The organism is uncultured Gemella sp., assembly GCF_963519265.1.
GTDB lineage: Bacteria > Bacillota > Bacilli > Staphylococcales > Gemellaceae > Gemella.
Map to the genome: position 1 here is coordinate 1 of NZ_CAUQNQ010000011.1, position 22,158 is coordinate 22,158.

The window sequence follows — 22,158 nt, forward strand, 5'->3', positions numbered from 1 at the left end:
ATTTTCTGATAATCATTCATACTTATTACCTATCCTTTTTTTTCTCCTCATTTTGTAATTTTTCTTCTCGTTCTTTAATTTCTAATCTTTTTTGCCTTTGCTTAATAAGTCTATTTACTTCTTCTTCTGATTTGTAACTAGCATCCTTATCCGTAAATATAAAAAGATTTTTATGATTATTTAAGATTGACAGAATAGTTTTATTTTCTGAGTCTTCATTCTCAAATAATTCTGCTATGTATTGTCTCTTATCACTACCTAATACAACAACGAATAAATTTCTAGCTGCCATTAGATTTTCATATCCAATACTAATTAATTTATTACCTTTAATTTCCATTCCAGCCTCTTGAAGCTGTGATTTTTCTTCATCTGAAAACTCTACAATGTGAAGATCTTTGTTTACTTCATCTGCATAACGATAATCGAGTATTCCACCATCAGATCCTAGGAATACTACTGCAACATCAATAGGATTTTCAGACAACACTTCACTATAACTACTCAAGTCTTCTTCGCATTCATTACTATTTAATGTTTGAGGATAATAAATATTTTTCGTCTCTACGTCTAGTTTTTTAAATAACTCATGTCTAGCATATCGATATAATCCAAATCTTTCCTCAATATCGATATCAGCAAATTCTCGTTGTCCTAACATAATTATATGTTTATAACGATATTTCCCCATTTTATTATCATCTATCATTCTGTTTGTGAATTGAGTATTTATTATATTTTCTGGCAAACAGATAACTGCCCCATCTTCTAAATTTTTTTCAAATTCATCATACATTCTATTTAAAACTGCTGTTTCACTATTACAAACTATATATTTCACGATTTCACCTCCAAATTATAATAAATCATTTAATATTATACCACAATTGCTTCCTACTAACAACGTGCTAACATTTCATAATTGTGCTATTGTTTTTATGTTAATTCCCAAAGTAAGGGAGTGACTCAAAAATCGTGATTTCGGAGAAACGATTTTGTCGAGTCGCCTCCGCAAAGTTTATTAGATATCTAAAAAGCTTTCATAAAGCGAATTTAGATATCAATAAACCACTGCGTCTATGAGTTATCATAAGAACTTTGTTAAGTTTTAGGTCTTTTGGATCAGCCCCTTAACCTAAAACTAATTTTCTAACTGAAACTTAAATTGGAAATTTATCTATTATTTTTAGTTACTCTATTTCAATTAAACTTGACAGAACATAAGAATACACATAAGTTTTAATATTATTTAATTTATAATATTCTGCTACTGCTTCTTTATAAATTCTAAGTTGCTCTCTATGTCTATCTCGTAAAACTTCTTCTCCGTTTCTACTAGTTACGTGATCCGTTTTGTAATCTACGATAATTGCTTCATCATCAGAAATTTTAATAAATAAATCGACAACCCCTTGCAGTATTACATCTATATCACTTTCACTATCATCATATAATTCTTTTGCTTTCTTGGCAGTTGTGAAAGCTATCTCGGTTTGACAGAACTTACTTTTAGATACTAATTTTATTAACTCACTATTAATGAAGTTAGTAATCTTTTCTAAATCATCTTTATTATTTATATTATCAAATTCCTCTTGAGAAAGTATTCTATGTTCTTTTATATTCTGTAGTAAATTATCTGTTTTCATTAAGCTATCGATGTAACTCACTACATCCGAAATCTCTACTCCTGCTCTAGTATCATTAACTATCTTCTCAAAAAGCTTATGAATGATATTCCCTCTTAAAATCGCCTTGCTAGTAGATGTTGATTTTTTTAATGTAGTTAATTCTAAATATCCTCGTTTTTCTTTTTTATGATTCCACTCATGATCTTTAGTATTAATTTTTTTCAAGGCACTATATGAAGTTTTGGCAGGAAATACTTTATTTTTTACTTCAATCGTAAGATTATCACTTTGCTTGCTAGATTCATCGTGTTGCTTACTCTCAAATTGTTTATAAAAATCTTGTAAATCAAATCCCGAACTATCTTCTTCGTCTTTTACAAGAGGCTCACTTTCATAATCTTTAAATAAAGCGTCTTTTTCATTTTCAAAAATAAACTCTTCTCCATAATCACTAAGTAGATTATTTAAGATTTTCTCAAAATTATCATCCTCTATTAGAGCTTGGTACAACGATTTATCTTTAGCCTTCTCGTTGTTTAGTTCTACTCCATTTGGACTCACAAGATGTAGCGAATTTTCAGCACGAGTCAGTGCAACGTATAAATTACGTACTTCTTCTTCTCTTTCACGTAATTTTATTAAAATACTATTATATTTATACAGCTGATTTAATTTTTCTATATTGCTAGAAATTAAGCCAAACTTTTGACCTACCTCTTCAGCATTGATACTTAAACCAAAGATTTCAGTGAATAATACTTCACCTGTATATCCTCTTTTACTAAATGATGTATCTAAATCTGCCACGAAAACTATCTTATATTCCAATCCTTTTGAAATATGAATCGTAGATAAAGTTACACTATCATTTGGTGTACGTTTTTTCGTTTCAAATACCTCATCATTTTTTATAGTTTTTAATTGATTTACCAAGCCACTCAATTTATTATCTATATTTTGATAATCATTGACAATATCTATAAAGTTTTCATAATAATCTAATTCTTCATCATTTACATCAATTGTTACTAAATAATTTTTAAAATCTATATCAGTAGCTATGCATTCTAATAGACTTGGTAATGAATTATTCAAGCTAAAATTCAACCATTTTTTTAATAGATTTACAGTATTATAATCTTTTTTCTTTTCACTATTTTGTAATTTTTCAAAAAGATTTTTTCCTTTTGTTATGGATAATTTTAATAATTCATCATTACTGTAATCAAATACCTCAGTATGTAAAATTGCAAGTAAACTAGCATCTCTGTTCGTATTATCTAAAAATCTAAGCATATTATACAAAATATTAAATGCATTAGATTCAGTAAATCCTACCTTTTCCTTAAAGAATAACGGTATATTGTATTTAACAAAAACTTCTTTAAAACTAGACATTTTTGTGCTATTTCTAACTAAAATAGCATAGTCACTATATTTTTTGCCATTTTTTACACCTAATAATATTTCATAGGCAATATTTTCTATAGATTGTTCTCTATAAGATTTTTTATCTTCTAAAAGTTCACCTGTAAAATAATTAATCTTACCATTAATTAACCTAGTTGGAATAATTTTAGAACTATTCCTTTCTTTTACTTTCGGATAATATAATGCACTATCTTCTCCATAACTTACCCCAGCATTTTTATTTTCCATAAGTCTATTAAAAATATAATTACTAGATTTTAATATATTAACATCACTTCTAAAATTTTCTTTTAAAACTATACAGATTCCTTCAGATTCATCTTCAAAAGAATATTCTTGTTTTTCTGAATAATTATCAATTTCTAGTTTTTTATAACTATTATATTTCTGTTCGAATAAATCAGGATTTGAACCTCTAAAGCCATAGATTGCTTGTTTTACATCGCCTACCCTAAAGAAGTAAACTCCTTCTCCTCTGATTAAATTTAAGATATACTCTTGAAGGTTATTATTATCTTGATATTCATCAACATATATTTCTAAGAAATAATTTTTATAGAACTGAGCCGCTTCACTAGGAACAATTTCTCCATTTTCTTCTCTAGTTAAAGCCTTTATAGCAAGATGATTTAAATCAGAAAAGTCTAAAAAGTTATTTTCACGTTTTCTTTTTATGAAATCATTGTGCAGTTTCTTCAATACACTTGTAATGGACTTAGACAATAAATTCATTTTTTCTAAAACTTTAAAATAATTTAGATAATCAATAAGAATTTCGTGAACTTCACTTAATAACCCAGCATCATAAATACTATCTTCAATCTCAAACTGTGTATTAAGTTTACCAATAAGCTCTTCTATCTCTTCAAGTTGTTCTTGATTGCTCTTGAAAGAAACTTCATCTTCTTCTACATACTTTGCAAGCTTCTCTTTTTTTGTTTCATCCAAATTTACAAGAGACAATATATCTAATGAACTTTCCTTCTTACTATTTATTAAATACTGTTGTACATACTTACTGAAATCTATCGCAGTAGCTATACTTTCCTTTTGAGTTAGCTCACTAACTTTACTAAACTTAACTATTACACTATTTTCTTCAACTTCAAAATTGGTAGTTACTAAATTGTTTAGTTTTGTAAAATCTTCATCTAGATAATTTTGGAAATTTGGAATATTTAATAGTTTATAGTATAAATCAATAATATAAGAGCTAATATTTTGTTTAGAGCCAAATACAGTAAATAATAAATCAGTAGTACTAGAATCTTCCTGTACTAATTGTTCAAGAACATTTCCTATCGTTTCATTCAATAACCCCTTACTATTCGCAAGTATACTAAAATTAGGTGATAAATATTTAATTTCATTATCAATCTTCTCTTCAACTAGATAATAAAATTTCTTCAGTACATTTAAACAAAAACTATCAATAGTACTTATATAAGCATCATTCATTAACATCCTTTGTTTTCTTAAATATATTAAATCTTCTTCCTTATTAGTAGATAGTAATCGTTCACTGATTTTATTCTCAATTCTTACAATCATATTCTTCGCCGCAGCAGTCGTGAATGTTAGTACTAGTAGACGATCCACATCCCATCTATTAGAAGCTACCTTTCTTGCAATTCTCTCAGAGAGCACTTCAGTTTTACCACTTCCAGCAGCTGCCGCAACAAGAACATCAGCACCGGTAATAGCTATTGCTTGCCATTGCGGGGCTGAATAAGAATGCTTTCTAGAAGCCGCTATTTTATCAATCTTCTCAATTTTTATCATATAATTATCCTCTAATTTTACATTAATTATCATTATATATTTTAACATACTTTAAGCTTTATGGTATAATATTTTAAAATACTATTATGTTTATTACTAAAATATTTTAAAGGTGAAATGTAATGAATCGAAAAATTTTAGCGCTAGCTCCGATTATTGCGGCTAGTTCAATAATAAGACAAAATAAAAAATTAAAAGTAAGAAAAACTACTCTCAAATTTGATAAACTACCTCAAGCTTTTGACAATTTTAAAATAGCTCAAGTTAGCGACATTCACTGTGATAGGATTGGATATAGTGATTTGTCATTTATAAAAAAAATTAAGGATTTTAAACCGGATATAATTGTTATTACTGGAGATATTCTAGATAGCTATAATAATGATATGGATATTGCTTATAACATTCTAAGTCAATTAGCAATAGTAGCTCCATGTTATTTCGTCTCTGGAAATCATGAACTAAGACTTCCTGAAGAATACGAGCAACTTAAAAATAGAATGAAAAAACTTAATATTACGTATATACACAATAGTAATCTATTAATCACAAGAAATAATGAAAGTATTAATTTGGTTGGGGTTGAGGATTATAATTTCTTTAAAAATGAAGATAAGCTAAATCATAGAGCAAACTTCATAAAAACTCTAGAAGAACTTTACTCTCCTAATCACTTTAATATACTTTTATCACATAGACCTGAGAAGTTTCCGATTTACGCAGATATAAAATATGAACTTATCTTTTCAGGTCATGCGCATGGCGGTCAATGGAGAATTCCATTTGTAGGTGGTATTTTCTCTCCTAGCCAAGGCTTCTTTCCAAAATATACTAATGGAAACTATGTTCTAAAAGATTCAACTTTAATTGTTTCTCAAGGTCTTGGTAACAGCTCATTCCCTATTAGGATTAATAATAGAATAGAGTTAGTTTTAGCAACATTAAAAAAATAAAATAGAAATAATATACCGACTCAAAAAGTTAGAAATCGATTCTTTCTTTTCAGAGTCGGTATTTTAATTATATTATTTTACAGCTGAAGTTTTTGGCAATGCTTTTCTAACATTTTTATTCATTGGATTTACGTGTTTTTTAGGTGTTTTCGTAGCATCTGGAAGTTTATATTCTGGTTTTGTATTAACTAGGGCTGCTCCTGTTTCATATTTTATATTTAATTTTTTATATTCGGCTTCTGCAGCATCTAAATATTTATTTTCAGCATCATTCGATTCTTTGGCAGTTGGTGTATCTGTTGGATGATCTTTTGGTGTAACTGTTGAAGGCGTTACTGGTTGAGGTGTTCCTTCAGCTTTTACAAATCCTCCTGAAAGTGTTCCAAATGGAACAGCAAGTGCTACTAAAGCTGTTAGTAATAATTTTTTAGATTTCATATTAAAAATCTCCTTTACAATTAATTTTTCAAATATATTATACTGCTACTCCATAATTATATCAATAAAAATTTGTTTTTTTACGTAAACAAAAACCTTTAAAATTAACTTTTATTAAGAAAACTAAGTTTTTATTTTATAATTTTAATATTTTAAACCTCTGAAGCATAAATAAGAAATCACTTGTATAACCTATTTAACTATACAAGTGATTTCTTAAATTTTAAAAATATAATTTTTCAAATTTTTCTATTTTTTCTTCGAAACCTTGAAGTGCTAATTCTATAGCAGCCGGTTTAGACATATCTACTCCAGCATTCTTTAGAACTTCTATTGGATAATTAGAGCATCCTTTTGAAAGAAATTCATCAATATAAACTTTAGCATTTTTACTATCTTCTAAGATTAGTTTTGATAATGCTTGTGCTGCCGAATATCCAGTAGCATATTGGTATACATAGTAATTGTAATAGAAGTGCGGTACTCTAGACCATTCATATTTTATATCTTCATCATAAGTAAAGACATCCCCGTAGTATTTCTTAACCAAGTTAAAGTACTCAGTATTTAAATAATCAGCCGTAATTGCTCCACCATTTTGAAGGTGTTGGTTAATTTTATGCTCAAATTCTGCAAATTGAGTTTGGCGATATACTGTTGCTGTAAAGCCGCTTAATGCCTGGTTAAGTACACGTAGCATACCATTTTTGTTACCTTCTTTTTCAAATTTATTATAAAGGTACTCAGTTAATAATGCTTCATTACAAGTTGATGCAACCTCTGCAACAAAGATTGAATAATCTCCATAAACATATGGCTGATGTTTTCTAGTATAGTAAGAATGCATAGAGTGCCCAAGTTCATGAATTAAAGTATATACATCATTTAATGTTCCATCAAAATTTAATAGTACAAATGGTTTTGTAGTATATCCACCCCATGAATAAGCACCAGAACGTTTACCTTTATTTGGATAAACATCAATCCAACGTTCTGTGAACGCTCTTCTCATGTCATTAACGTATTCTTCACCCATTGGTTTAACAGCTTCAAGCACAATATCACGAGCCTCATCAAATGTGAATTTTAATGGTTCTCCTTTTACCATCGATACTGATCTATCGTATAATCTGAAGTCTTCAAATCCTTTTGCTCTTTTATGTAGACTATAATATTTTTGTAGTGCAGGAATTTTTTCATTTACTACTGATACTAAATTATCATAGACTTCTTCTGGAATTAAGTTATTAGATAATGCATTATTTCTTGTTGATGAATACTTATACACATCTGCATAATATTTTTTTCGTTTTAAATTTCCACCTAATGTAGATGCTAACGTATTATTATGTTTTTTGAAATAATCATACAAGGCATGGAATGTATTTTTTCTAAGTACTCTATCTGTACTCTCCATATAAGTACCATACGTTCCATGAGTTAGAGTATGTTTATTTCCATCTTTATCTTCTACTTGTTCAAATTCAACATCAGCATTATTTAACGCTGAAAAAGTTTCATCACTTGCATTTAGTGCCTCACCAGCCATCGCTATGATTCTTTCTTGTTCTGCATCTAATGTGTGAGGACGTTTTTTATTTAGTTTTTCTAACTCAAACTTATAAACTTTCAGTTCATCTAATTCGTCTACATACCCTAATAGGACATTTTCTTCAATCGAAAGAAGTTCTGGTTTTAAAAACGACCATTCCGCATAAAACTTAGAACTTAAATTCATTGTTTTAGCATATATTTCACCGTATTCAGCATTAGTACTATCCTGATCTTTTCTTAAAAAAGCATAAATAGTTAATTGCTCCATTTTTAAAGACATATCTTCTTCGGCTTTAAATACTTCTAATAGTCCTTTTGCACCTTCTTTAACTTTTCCTCTATAGTTTTTTATTTCTGGAATAAGTTTTTCTACTTCTTTAAATTGGTTCCAAAAATCTTCATTTGTTTTAAACATTGATTCTAAGTCCCAAGTATTTTCAACTTTTTGATCTTTTCTTAGTAATTCAACCATATTTTTTCTCCTTATGTTTATACATATTCTCAATTATATCACATATTTTAATAATTTGGTAATTTATATTTTTAAAATTAAAATAAATTTTCTGAAAATACGATTTGAGCAACTTATTTTCTTTTTATTAAATGATCATATTCCTCATGACCTATAAATATTTCACATTCTTTTTTAAATCCATAACTTTCGTATAACTTTCTCGCTCTATTATTTGATTGTGCAACATTTAAACTTAACTTAGCTTCTTCACTATTAACGAATTCTGTTAATAGTTTATTACCAATACCTTCTCCTCTGGCATCAGAAAAAACAAATAATGTATCTAAATAGAATTCTCCTTGTAACACTTCATTATAATCGAAAATTATTGTATCTTCTTTCAAATCAAAGTAACTAATGATTTCATCATACCAAAATTTTTTCATTTTTTCGACTTCATCATAATGATATGTAAAAGAAAAACCTTTTATTTCGCCCTCTTTTTCATATACCATACAATTTTTATAACTAAATCTATCATATTTAGACGCGAATACATATTCTAAAATCTCATAAATTTTTCCCTCTGAATAATCTTTAAATATATCTATCTCTAATGATTTAATAAACTTAAATAGTCCTTCTACTACTCTAAAGTCCTCTTTTATTGCTTTTCTAATCATACGACCTCCTAAACAATAATATCTTCTATTGCTAATGATGTTCCATTTATAATTCTATTTTTATATGAAATACTCGCTGGTGAATCATCTGACCATATTTTTCCAAACCATAACTTGAATTTTTCTATATCAAAATCAACTTTAACTAACTCAACAAATAATTCACCTATTTCTTGTGAAATAATTGCTTTTTCATGCTTACTTCTAGCTATTCTAGTAAATAGACCAAATGTTTGCCCCTGTATATTCGCCATTCCAGCTGCACCATTATTAATAACAATATTTCTTCCATTATTATATACAACTGGTAAACATGTGTGTGTGGTTGCTAGTATATCTATACTATTCTCTTTAAACCAATTGTCTAATTCTTTCTTTCTAGATTCTAATTTTAAATTCTCATTTGAACATTTCCAACCCGACATACTTTTTTCATCACCATGAGTAATTGCAATCTTTTTACCAAAAAAATCTAAAACTAAGGTTTTTGAACGTTCTTTTACATCATTAAGAATTTGATTACCTTTAATATTTTCTTTCATCATATTATGAATAATATTTGATCGTTCTACTACTCCATCACTAACATCCTCGGGATAATTACAACCACATCCTAAAGATGATGTATTATTTAATAATTCAAATTCAACATTTCCTAGAAGTTTTATACTGTCTTTAGATAACTCCTCAATCATTAAAAAATCTTCCTTTTCTACATCAAACCAATGCATATCGCCATTAAAAACTACCTTCGCATTTTCATCCTGTGCCATCTTATTGATAATTTCTAAAGCGTATCTATTTCCATATAATCCTCCAACTATATAGATTACTTCTGCTTCTAATTTTTTAATTTTTTTTGTCCAATCCTTTTGAAGAATATACTCTAATGAACAATTTCTACCTTTTCCCATATAATTCTCTCCAAATATAATAAAAGTAAAGACTTATCATCTTTACTTTTATTATATTATATTTATTTATTTTTTGCGAACATTCCTGGTACTACATAACCAATAGTACATAAAATTAATCCGTATAAATTAACTCCTAATAGTAATGCATTCTTACCTGTACCAATAGCCCAACTTGTAGGAATTAAGTTAATAGTTAAAAGTATTCCTAAAATAATTCCAATCCAAAAACTCAAGTGGAATCCTAATTTTGTTGGTTTAACAAAACCATGTAATAAGAAAATCGGTGCTAGTCCAATTACCATTGTTCCACTAATCGTTGTAGCTTTAAGAATATCTGTTCCCATAATCATTGGAAGATTACCTATAATAGCAAATGCAATCATAAATAAAATAGCTACTTTCTTAGGATTTTTTAGTCCTCTATTAGACATTTCTGGTAAATCCTTAGCAGTTAACTTCCCTAAACTTGCAAATGTAGAGTCAAGTGTAGAACCTGCTGCCGATACCATTACTACTATCATAGCAAAATACCCTACGACACCTAATGTTTTACCTAAAGCTGCTGGAACGTTGCTACTTACTTCCATTCCAATTAATTTCGCATGAATTCCAATAAAACTAAAGATTAGAATAGAGAAGAATCCTAAAATACCAGATACGAAAAATGCACGAAGCATAGTCTTCTCACTAGCTATAAATCCTCTATCTGTAAGTACTGGATCGTGGAATGGATAACTGAATAATTGTAGAATTGTTACAAGTAACATATCTACACCAGCGTTCATTGCCCAATTTCCTGATGTTACAAAATCACTAATGTTGTGCTGCGGTAAGATTAAAGTAACTACCCAACCAACAAAGAATATAAAAATAACAGCTTGGATAACATCAGTTACGATTGAACTTCTTAGTCCACCAAGTACAGTATAACCTAAAGTAATAGCAGTAAATAAAATTGCAGAGATGATAAATTCTTTACTACCTGCCTTTCCATAATACCCACCTACAACAGAAGTATTACTCCATACTTCATTAAATAAACGAATAAGTATTGCAGCTGAAAATGCAACAGAAGCTGCTTTTCCATAATTAGAAGTTAAAAAACTTACTAACCCTTTTGCTTGATACTTTGTTCTTAATCTATAAATTGCTAAACCACAAATAGGAATACAAAGCCAATATGTTGCATAAGCTAATCCACCTATAAATCCGTATTGTGCTCCTAAATTTGCAGCGTTAGTTACAGATTTAGCGAAAATCCAACTTATAAAAATACTTAACATAAGCATCATCTCAGTAGGTTTTTCACCTCTGTTACCATCACCTCTAAAGAATCCAGCTTCTGTTACTTTCTTAGGTGATAATAAAAACATTACCACTCCATAAACAATTAAAAATCCCCAAAATAGATATCCTGTCATATCATTCATTTTCTATAATATTTCTCCTTATTTTTCTAATTTGATACTACTTCTCCAACATTAGCGTATCTAGCGAATGAAGGCTCATAGTTTCGTACTTTAAAACCTAACTCTTCTAATATTACCGCAACGTACGAAGCACGAACTCCAGTAGTACAATAAGTAACCTGTAGTTTATTTTTATCTAGTCCTTTGTCAGTTACATATTTTTCTAATATTGCTCTAGATTTTAAAAATCCATTACTATCAACTAACGAATTAAACGGTAGAGAAATTGCACCAGGAATATGACCTGCTTTATTTTCTCCATAAATTACACGACCATTATATTCAACTTCTAGTCTAGTATCTATAATTTGAACATCTGTATTACCTATTTTTGATAATAATTCGTCTGTGTAAATAGCTTTTTCATTTTGAGTTGCTTCGTTACGAACTACATCGCTAACATCAATTCTGTCAGATGATGGTTCATAATTTTTATTAAATCCTAATTTTTCAACTTGTTTAAAACCACCATCAATGAACTTAACATTATCAAATCCTGCATAACTAAATGTATAAAGAACTCTTGCCTCATCTCCAAATCCTTGTTCAGGCATAGTAAAACCATATACTAACACTTCTGATTTATCTGTAATTCCTAGTTTAGAAAAAATTTGTTGATAATTCTCTTTAGATAATAATTTTCCTAAATCTTCTCCCCCAAATTCTCCAAGTAAACTTATATCAGTCCAATCAACAATGATTGCTTTGTCATACATTAAAGAACCTTCTTCAAGCATTCCTCCACGTGCATCTATTACAACGACATTGCTATTTGTTCTATTATTTAATAAATGCTCAGCATCAACCAACTTTTTAAAATCAAATTGTGTCATAACTATTTCTCCTTTCTGACTATATATATGATTAATTATATCACAGCTTTTAATTAAAAAATATAATTTCGCTTTCTAAATATCATAAAATTATTACATTTTTAAAACAACTAAGTATATACAAATTTAATAAATAATATTTTTACAAATCGTAAACACAACTATTTACAACCGTAAATAATCATGTTATAATAAATCGGAATTGTTTGGAATTGAATATAAGGAGAAAATACATGAACAAGAAAAAGATGATAATTACTGGTGCCTGCGGTTCATTAGTAATCGGGTTATCTGCATTTGCAGGATACGAATACGGAAAACACCAAGCATATGAATCTGCACCACTAGTGCAAAATACAGCACAAGCAAAAAAAATTAATTACTCGGACAAAGTTAGCTCAGTAGTAGTAAGTGAAATTACGGAAGATGGTTATGTTACACTTCATGGCGATCATAGCCATTATGAAAAAGGATTAGTACCTTACAACGCTAAAATTCTTGATTCATTAGTTTATAAAAATAAAGACTATAAACTAAAAAATGAAGATATTCAGTATGAACTTGCTGAAGGTTATGTTATAAAAGTAAATGGTAAATATTACTACTATCCAAAAGAAGGAACAACTCAAAATAACGTTGTAGATGAAAAAACTGCGAAAGAAATTTCTGCATACGCACATCACCATCATCACCATGGTGAATCTAGTGAATCTAAAGGAAATGGAGATAACTACACATTTAATCCGAAAGATATCGTAAGTGAAACTCAAGATGGTTATGTAGTTCGCCATGGAGATCACTTCCACTATATTAAGAAGAGTGAATTATCAAGCACACAATTATCACAAGTAAAAGAAGCTGGAGTTAATCCTTCTTTAGCATCATCAACAGCGGGAGTAACAACTCCAACGAGTGATGGCTATATCTTTAAAGGTGAAAGTGATATTATAGGAAGAAACAGTTTTGGCTTTATAGTTCAACACGGTAGTCATCAACATATAATTCCATATTCACAATTAAGAGGAACACAATGGGAATATTTATTAAATGATCAAGGAACTACAACTAATAACACTAATACAACAGTAGTAAACACTCCGAAAACTAATATAGTAAATGACAATCATCATGACCATCATGAAAATATATCAAACGATGAGCATAATGAACATTCACATAATGAACATTCATCAGAACATGGAGATGATTATAAATTTGATCCAAAAGATATAGTAAGCGAAGATGAAAATGGATATACAGTACGCCATGGAGATCATTTCCACTATATTCCAAAGAATAAAGTAGAAAAACCTGTCGAAACTGCTAAACCAACGCCAGTTATCCCTACGCCTACTTTACCTGAGATGAAAAATGAAGAGAAACCAGCTGAAACTGCTAAACCAGCTCCAGTTATTCCTACTCCTTCTTTACCTGAAGTGAAAAATGAAGAGAAACCAAAAGTAGAAGAAACAGTTGTAAGACCTAGCATTTTATCATTTGCTGGAGTTCAATTTGAGACTAGTGATGGGTTTATTTTAAATGAAAATACTGTTGGTACTCCGACTTCATTAGGACTAGTGATTGATCATAATGGACACCAACACTTTGTATACTATAAACAACTAGTGAATTCTAAATTTGAAAAATTAATTCCTGAAAAATATTTAGAACAAGCTAAAAAAGAGTATAAAGAATTAGAAGATAAAGTAACTGAAAAAATAAATTACTTATCAAATAAAAATAACATTGATAAAAGCTCAATTAAATATGTATCTACAGCACAAGGAGATGCTCTTTCATATGACGGTAAAACAACATTATTAGATAATATTAATGTTAACGATGTAACTGAGTCAACTACTGAAAAGCCAACAGAAAACAACAAAGAAGAAAATAATACAGAAAATAAAGAAAATTATTCTGAAGAAGTGACTAAAAAAATTAATCACCTTGCTAAAATACTAGGAATTGACCCTAAACTTATTAAATTAGTAGAAACTGAAAACGGTCAAGCATTAACTTATCCTCATGGTGATCATAGTCACACTGTATTATTAAATGCAATTCATATTGATGAGACTGACGTAAATATTACTGAAGAAATTCAAAAACAAATTAACTACATTGCTGAAGTCTACGGAGTACCAAAAGAAGCTGTTAAAGTAACAAAAGATTTCTTCGTATTCAATGAACCAGCTCACGCTTACGATCCAACACACATTCACCCATATCTGATTCCTCGTGAGAAATTCCATATTCCAGAGGTTACAGGTGACGATGAAGTGGATTTTGAAAATGAATTACTTGCTTTATCAAAACGAACAGGTATTCCTGCAGATAAAATTAAACGTGATGGGGATAAATTTGTAATACCTCACGGAGATCACGATCACTTTGTTAAAATTTTATCTAAAGGAGCAGATATTTATTACAAAAATAGAATTCCTAATATCACAGGAAACTATGTTTCAGGAGACTTCGATAAAGAAGCTGTATTCAAACGTATCGAGGAACTTAAAGCTAATAACCTTGCTAAACACAGCGATGATAAAAAACAAGCAAACCGTGTAAACCGTGCACTAGATCAATTACGTGCAACAATAGAAGAATTACCGACTAACTCTACTAACGGTTACCTTGAAATGTTAAATAATTTTGATAAAAAATACATCCAAGAAAAAGCTAATGCGGACACTTCTAAAAATGATGAATTAGTTAAAAAATATAATACTCTACTAAATAGAATCAAAGACACTGATATTGAAAAATATGGTCTTTCAAAAACTGACTTAACTAACGAGTTAAATGAAGCTAGCTCAAATAAAGATGCTAATACACTAAACAAAGTTAGCCATATGTTAGATGAACTTAAAAAATTCGAAGATCGCGAAGGTATAACAACAGTTAGTTACATAAAATACTTTTTAGAAAATATTGATAGTGACAAAATTGATAATAACTTACGTGAAGAACTTGCTTCTCTTGTAAAAGATTCTTATGAATCTCAAGCATCCATCACTAGAACACCAATGAGAACACTTGTAACAAGACTGATTAATGCGAAAAATGCTCTTCACTATGCACTGGAACATAATGAAAGTTCAAAAGTAGAATTCGGTAAGAACTATAATAAATTAAATAAGACTGACAGTGATGGTGCAACACTTCGCTCTTCAGCTGATCAATTCGCTAAAGAAGCCAACGATCCTTCATTTCCAATCGAATTCTCTAATGCTAAATATGACAGAGCAGATTTTGAAAAATATGCAAATAAAACAACAGAAAAAACTGAAACTACTACTCCAGCCACTGAAGTGAAACCAGAAGAAGAAAAAGATAATAACACAAATAATGGTAGTAACACTGGAAATCAACCTAACAATGAAGTAAGTACACCTAAAGAAGAAAATAATACGACAGATAATAAAAAAGTAGAACTTACTCCAGAAGAAACTGCAAAAGTAAACTTACTTGCGGGAATCTTTAAACTTTCTCCAGATTCATTAAATGTTATTGAAACACCATACGGAAAAGCGGTGAACTTCACACTTGGAGGAAAAGCCGAAACGATATTAATTAATGATATCGATAGATTACTTGCTGCATTATTGGCAAATGCTAAACCAAAAGAAGCTTCAACAGAAAATGAAAATAGTACGACTCTTAACTCAGAAAGCGAAGTTTCAAATCCAGAAAACAACACAACAAGCAACGAAAACAAAAACAACACAGAAAAAGAAAAAACTTCTAACAACACAACTACACCAACAGGGGAAACTTCAAATAATTCAACAGAAGAAAAATAACCTAAAAAGACTTGACAAAAAAGATAAAAATAGAGTAAAATTATATTAAATAAATATATAAAATTTGATTATAGACATGTTTTAATCTAAGAACATTCCCAGAGAGAGTACAAATGCTGAAAGTACTTATTGTTTATTTTAAAATTCTACTATAAATAATATCAAATTAAATTTCAAGAATCTTTTAGATTGAATTTGGGTGGAACCACGGTATAGAAATTAATCGTCCCTTGCGTCTTTGACGTAAGGGATTTTTTGTTTTACTTGTAAAATTCAGTCAAAATTAATTATAAGAAGGAGCATACAATTATGTTAGATATTAAATTATTTAGAGCAAACCCAGAAATGGTAAAAGAAAAGTTAGCAGCAAGAAACTTAGAAACAGATGTGGTTGACTTACTTATCGACTTAGATAAAAAACGTCGTGAGCTACTTGTTCAAGTAGAAGATTTAAAAGCACTTCGCAACAAAAAAAGTGAAGAGATTGCTATCTTAAAAAGAAAACGTGAAGATGCTTCAGATGTAATTGCAGATATGAAACACGTTTCTGATGAGATTACAGCTCGTGATATTGAAGTTAAACAAATTGCTGAAGAAATTAACGAAAAAATTATTAGAATCCCTAACCTTATCTCTGATGAGACTCCTATCGGTGAAGATGAAGATGAAAACATAGAAGTTCGTCGTATTGGACAAGTAAGAGAATTTGATTTTGAACCAAAAGCCCACTGGGATTTAGTTGAAGAATTAGATATTGCGGATTTCGAACGTGCATCTAAAATTTCAGGAAGCAGATTCGTATTCTACAAAAAAGCCGGAGCACTACTTGAGCGTGCATTAATTAACTTTATGATTGATACTCACGTTGTTGAACACGGATATGAAGAATTTATGGTACCTCAATTAGTTAATAGAACTGCTCTATTCGGTACAGGTCAATTCCCTAAATTCGTTGAAGATGTATATACAGTTGAGTCTGAGGGATTAACTCTTATTCCAACTGCAGAAGTTCCATTAACAAACTACTACAATGGAGAAATCTTAACTGAAGATATGTTACCAAAAGGTGTTACAGCATTCAGTATCTGTTTCAGATCTGAAGCAGGAAGTGCTGGTCGTGATACTCGTGGATTAATCCGTCTTCACCAATTTAATAAAGTAGAAATGGTTCGTTTTGCTAAACCTGAAAATTCATATGAACAATTAGAAATAATGACTGGACATGCTGAAAACATTCTTAAAAAATTAAACTTACCATATCGTGTAATTACATTATGTTCTGGAGATACAGGATTCTCTAGTGCTAAAACTTATGATATCGAAGTTTGGTTACCAAGCTATAACGCTTATAAAGAAATCAGTTCTTGTTCAAACTGTACAGATTTCCAAGCACGTCGTGCAAACATGCGTTTCAAACGTGAAGATACTGGAAAAGTTGAATTTATTCACACATTAAACGGTTCTGGATTAGCGGTAGGACGTTGTCTAGCAGCTATAATCGAAAACTATCAAAATGAAGATGGTTCTATCACAGTACCAGAAGTTCTTCGTCCATACATGCGTGGAATCACAAAAATTGAAAGAGACTAATTAATTATTCTCAAAAACAATAAAATAAAGAAAGACTCAAAGAGTTTACATAAACTCCTTGAGTCTTTTTCCCAACCCTTTCCAGATAAAAATCCTTTATAAAAAGATAGTGGCTTTGGATTACCTTTTTCCACTCCACTATCTTTTATTTTTATAATATAAAGTTATGCATTAATTTGGGTTTTTTCAAACTTGTCTAATGCTTGTAAATATCCGTCTGTTGCTGTGACATGCCATGCTAAACTAACATCCCTAAAGTTATTTAACCAATTCAGTACTTTTCTTAATTTCGCCGGATTATTAGCGAGTACAGTCTGGGCTTTATTTTCTAATTCTGTTAATCTACTATTAACTACAGCTTCATCAATATTCCCATTTACTTTTGGAATCTCTATATAAGGTATTTTGTTTTGATTATATAGTCTCCATCCTGGACTCTTAATTGAATAGTAGTGATTATGATCACCATGATTTACTATCATTTGTCCATCTTGCACCTGAATATGTTCAACTGTCGTATTCATACTGCTTGCCAATGCTGTTATTTCTTTTTCAAAATCTCCTTCTAAATCTGCGCTCATCACTGGAACAGTTATGTCACTAAGTGCAATACGTTTAACTACTCCGTTATAGTTAAATACTAATGTGTTATTATCAACTGTAATATCGCTTACATTTATTCCGTAAAATAATGCAATATAATTTTTCTTACTATCTATAGTTGCTTTATCTTCGGTTGTTGTTGCTGTACCTTTCTTAGCTAAAAATTCTTTTGCTTCTTCTAGTTGTTTAGCTGATAAATCAGATTTTTTAACAAAGTGATTATGATCACCATGTTTTACAATATAGCCATCCCCTTCTTCACTAACTATATTATTCGCATCGAATACAAAATCATGTTCTTCAGCTTCATTATGATTATACGTTTCTGAATCGTGCTCTGCTTTATTATGATTATGTACTTCCGAAGCATGCTCAGTTTCTGTATTAGATGACTCGGTAACTGAATTTTCTTTATTAGCTACCTCAGTAGTTGGTGTTACTAAATTATCTTTAACTTGTTTTCTTATTTCACTCAATTGTTTTTCTAAATCAATTTGTTTATTTCTGCTTTGATCTACACTATAGGACATATCTAGATAAATAATACGAGCTTTTTGTTTTAATTCGTCAGCAACTTCTGGAGCTAATTTTTTCTCTTCTTTAAGTTTTAATATCTCTTCTTGTAATTTTTCTGCCTGTTCTGTAATATAACCAGCAGATAGCACATAATTTTCTTTTATATCTCCACCTTCAACCTTCTCAAAATTACTCATTATTCCTTTTGGAATATTTCCATCACTTGGAATTTCTAACTCTTCTTTTGGAACAGTATTATGACTTATATCTAGGTATTCTAAAGTTTTATTTTTTTCTTTCAATGTTAATGTAGATACATAGTTATTTGACATTGTTAAGTATTTTAACGACGTAAGATTATTTACATTTTCCATTGATCTAATAATATTGTTTTTAACTATTAGATTAATTAATTTATCTTGTTTATTAGATGGGAACTCACTAATTTTATTGCCACTAACATCTAAATTCTCAAGTGCAGATAGTTTATTAATGCTATTAATTTCTTCTAATTTATTGTTTTTAATTTCTAGACTTGTAATTGTACTGTTCTCAAAATCCAAACCATCAATTTTATTATTATTAACTTCTACACTTTCTAAAACTTTAGCATTTTTCAAGTGAGATAATGTTGTTATTTTATTATCATTTGCTACTATTTTTTTCAACTTAGGCAAGTTAGAAACAACACTTAAATCTCTAATATTACTATTATTTACCGTCAGTTGCTCTAAACTATTATTTTTAAGAGTTGCTAATTCTAAGCCACTATTATTAGATAAGAATAAGCGTTCTAATTCATTTTTACTGCTCAATGCATCTAATTTTGTAATATTATTATTTTCAAGACTAACTGCTCTTAAGTGATTTAAATCTTTTAGAGCTGAGATATCTTTAATCTTGTTATTGTCTAAATTCAACGACTCTAAGTTAGTAAGATTTTTTAGTACATCAATATTTTCAATATTATTTCCTGCAGCAGATACTAATTTTAAATTTGGATAATCTTTTAAGAATGAGATATCTTGTATATCATTTTCAGAAAAATCAATCCCTTCTAATGTTGGTATATTTTTTATAAATGAGTAATCCTTAATACCAGTTCTTGATACATATAATTGTTTCAATTTCTTGAATTTATAGACAGGTGTAATATCATCGATAGAAGTATATCCAATACCTAGAACTTCAATATTTGGCATAAGGTCCAATCCATTCCTTTTGAGTGGCTCTTTGTTTTGACCTATGTTTAGATACTTAACAGTTTTCAACCACTCTTTCATTTTCTCTACATTTGTCTCTTGTGCAGGAAAATCAGTGTCAGCTGATGCATGTTGAATATCATGGATAATGTCATCATCAAATCCTAATTTTTTCAACGTCTCAGCTCCCGAATTACTATGTGGATCTGCCAAAGGTTTTGATGTATCTATAGCTTTAAGCAATATAGTATGGCTATGATCTCCATGTGGATATATCACCGCCTTACCTTCTGCTGTTTCAATTAATTTTATAGCACTTTTATCTATATTTAATTGTTTAGCAACATAATCAGTTTTTTCTTCAATTTCTTTTTCTTCTGAAGAAGTTTCATTTTTCCCTTCTACTGAATTATTAGGTGTCTCTGTGTTAGTAGTTGCAGAATTATTACTTGTAGAATTATTTTCCTCAGTGCCTAGTGTATTCGAATTATTTGTCTCCGCATCTTCTTTGATATTTATATCTTTTAACAACTCCATTTTTCCATTGTATGAAATTGCATCCCCATTTGAAGTAATAACATAACTAAATTTATCTTTATCTATATTATTCTTTTTAGAAAGATAATTAATCTTATCATTAACTTCTTTCTCTAACTCAACATACTCTTCTTTGGCTTTATTTAGATATTGATGGGGAATTAATTTTTCAAATTTAGAATTCACTAATTGTTTATAGAATATAAAATGTTGATGCCCACTATGAACTACTAAAAGCCCTGTTAAAGTTGGTGTTGTAATGCTATCATCAGACAGTTTAAACCCATCACTAGTCTCAAATTGAACTCCAGCAAATGATAAAATGCTAGGTCTTACAACTATTTCTTCTACTTTTGGTTTCTCTTCATTTTTCACTTCAGGTAAAACTGGAACCGGAACAACCGGAACTGGTTTAACAGTTTCGGCAGGTTTTTCTGCTTTATTTACTTTAGGAAGTGCAGGAGTAGGGATAACTGGAGCTGGTTTAGCAGTTTCAGCTGGTTTCTCTACTTTACTTGCTTTAGGAACAGTAGGAGTAGGGATAGCTGGCGTTGGTTTAGCAGTTTCGACAGGTTTTTCTACTTTATTCTTTGGAATATAGTGGAAATGATCTCCATGGCGTACTGTATATCCATTTTCATCTTCGCTTACTATATCTTTTGGATCAAATTTATAATCATCTCCATGTTCTGATGAATGTTCATTATGTGAATGTTCATTATGCTCATCGTTTGATATATTTTCATGATGGTCATGATGATTGTCATTTACTATATTAGTTTTCGGAGTGTTTACTACTGTTGTATTAGTGTTATTAGTTGTAGTTCCTTGATCATTTAATAAATATTCCCATTGTGTTCCTCTTAATTGTGAATATGGAATTATATGTTGATGACTACCGTGTTGAACTATAAAGCCAAAACTGTTTCTTCCTATAATATCACTTTCACCTTTAAAGATATAGCCATCACTCGTTGGAGTTGTTACTCCCGCTGTTGATGATGCTAAAGAAGGATTAACTCCAGCTTCTTTTACTTGTGATAATTGTGTGCTTGATAATTCACTCTTCTTAATATAGTGGAAGTGATCTCCATGGCGAACTACATAACCATCTTGAGTTTCACTTACGATATCTTTCGGATTAAATGTGTAGTTATCTCCATTTCCTTTAGATTCACTAGATTCACCATGGTGATGATGGTGATGTGCGTATGCAGAAATTTCTTTCGCAGTTTTTTCATCTACAACGTTATTTTGAGTTGTTCCTTCTTTTGGATAGTAGTAATATTTACCATTTACTTTTATAACATAACCTTCAGCAAGTTCATACTGAATATCTTCATTTTTTAGTTTATAGTCTTTATTTTTATAAACTAATGAATCAAGAATTTTAGCGTTGTAAGGTACTAATCCTTTTTCATAATGGCTATGATCGCCATGAAGTGTAACATAACCATCTTCCGTAATTTCACTTACTACTACTGAGCTAACTTTGTCCGAGTAATTAATTTTTTTTGCTTGTGCTGTATTTTGCACTAGTGGTGCAGATTCATATGCTTGGTGTTTTCCGTATTCGTATCCTGCGAATGCAGATAATCCGATTACTAATGAACCGCAGGCACCAGTAATTATCATTTTTTTCTTGTTCATGTATTTTCTCCTTAATTATATAATTCGAAATAATTTCGATTTATTATAACACGATTATCTTTCTTTGTAAATAGTTATCTTTACGATTTACTGTTTTTGAATTTAATAT

12 protein-coding genes are annotated in these 22,158 nt (G+C 29.7%); 3 read left to right on the forward strand and 9 right to left on the reverse strand.

All coding sequences use genetic code 11. The features are described from left to right. Positions 1 to 25: 25 nt before the first annotated feature. A complete protein-coding gene (locus RWN11_RS02615) occupies positions 26 to 841 on the reverse strand; it encodes a glucosamine-6-phosphate isomerase (protein WP_314160242.1) in 816 nt (271 codons plus the stop codon). 349 nt (positions 842 to 1,190) lie between these two features. Beyond that, positions 1,191 to 4,844, reverse strand: a complete 3,654-nt coding sequence (locus tag RWN11_RS02620) for a UvrD-helicase domain-containing protein (RefSeq protein ID WP_314160243.1) — start codon at positions 4,842 to 4,844, stop codon at positions 1,191 to 1,193. A gap of 122 nt (positions 4,845 to 4,966) precedes the next feature. Here RWN11_RS02620 and RWN11_RS02625 point away from each other — a divergent pair, with 122 nt between their 5' ends. Further along, positions 4,967 to 5,797: a metallophosphoesterase gene (locus RWN11_RS02625; protein ID WP_314160244.1), complete on the forward strand. Its 831-nt coding sequence runs from the start codon at positions 4,967 to 4,969 to the stop codon at positions 5,795 to 5,797. A gap of 72 nt (positions 5,798 to 5,869) precedes the next feature. Here RWN11_RS02625 and RWN11_RS02630 read toward each other — a convergent pair whose 3' ends face one another. From RWN11_RS02630 to RWN11_RS02655, 6 genes are all read right to left on the reverse strand, one after another. Beyond that, positions 5,870 to 6,235 (reverse strand): LPKTxAVK-anchored surface protein, encoded by a 366-nt coding sequence (locus RWN11_RS02630; protein ID WP_314160245.1) that lies wholly within the window; start codon positions 6,233 to 6,235, stop codon positions 5,870 to 5,872. Between the two features lie 223 nt (positions 6,236 to 6,458). After that, complete coding sequence (gene pepF, locus RWN11_RS02635) at positions 6,459 to 8,261, reverse strand: oligoendopeptidase F (RefSeq protein WP_314160246.1); 1,803 nt, start codon at positions 8,259 to 8,261, stop codon at positions 6,459 to 6,461. A 113-nt stretch (positions 8,262 to 8,374) separates the two neighbouring features. Continuing rightward, positions 8,375 to 8,926 carry a GNAT family N-acetyltransferase gene (locus RWN11_RS02640; protein WP_314160247.1) on the reverse strand — a complete coding sequence of 184 codons (552 nt, stop codon included), beginning with the start codon at positions 8,924 to 8,926 and terminating at the stop codon, positions 8,375 to 8,377. Positions 8,927 to 8,934: 8 nt separating this feature from the next. After that, positions 8,935 to 9,840 (reverse strand): calcineurin phosphoesterase, encoded by a 906-nt coding sequence (locus RWN11_RS02645; RefSeq protein WP_314160248.1) that lies wholly within the window; start codon positions 9,838 to 9,840, stop codon positions 8,935 to 8,937. A 62-nt stretch (positions 9,841 to 9,902) separates the two neighbouring features. Beyond that, the gene (locus RWN11_RS02650; protein WP_314160249.1) at positions 9,903 to 11,273 is read right to left on the reverse strand and encodes a sodium:solute symporter; all 1,371 of its coding nucleotides are present in this window, start codon (positions 11,271 to 11,273) and stop codon (positions 9,903 to 9,905) included. A 26-nt stretch (positions 11,274 to 11,299) separates the two neighbouring features. After that, complete coding sequence (locus RWN11_RS02655) at positions 11,300 to 12,145, reverse strand: rhodanese-like domain-containing protein (protein WP_314160250.1); 846 nt, start codon at positions 12,143 to 12,145, stop codon at positions 11,300 to 11,302. 233 nt (positions 12,146 to 12,378) lie between these two features. Here RWN11_RS02655 and RWN11_RS02660 point away from each other — a divergent pair, with 233 nt between their 5' ends. Both RWN11_RS02660 and serS read left to right on the forward strand, forming a co-directional pair. Beyond that, positions 12,379 to 15,951 (forward strand): pneumococcal-type histidine triad protein, encoded by a 3,573-nt coding sequence (locus RWN11_RS02660; RefSeq protein ID WP_314160251.1) that lies wholly within the window; start codon positions 12,379 to 12,381, stop codon positions 15,949 to 15,951. Positions 15,952 to 16,260: 309 nt separating this feature from the next. Beyond that, positions 16,261 to 17,541, forward strand: a complete 1,281-nt coding sequence (serS, locus tag RWN11_RS02665; RefSeq protein ID WP_314160252.1) for a serine--tRNA ligase — start codon at positions 16,261 to 16,263, stop codon at positions 17,539 to 17,541. 164 nt (positions 17,542 to 17,705) lie between these two features. Here the strand turns inward: serS and RWN11_RS02670 are convergent, their stop codons facing one another. Next, a complete protein-coding gene (locus tag RWN11_RS02670) occupies positions 17,706 to 22,049 on the reverse strand; it encodes a pneumococcal-type histidine triad protein (protein ID WP_314160253.1) in 4,344 nt (1,447 codons plus the stop codon). Positions 22,050 to 22,158: the final 109 nt, after the last annotated feature.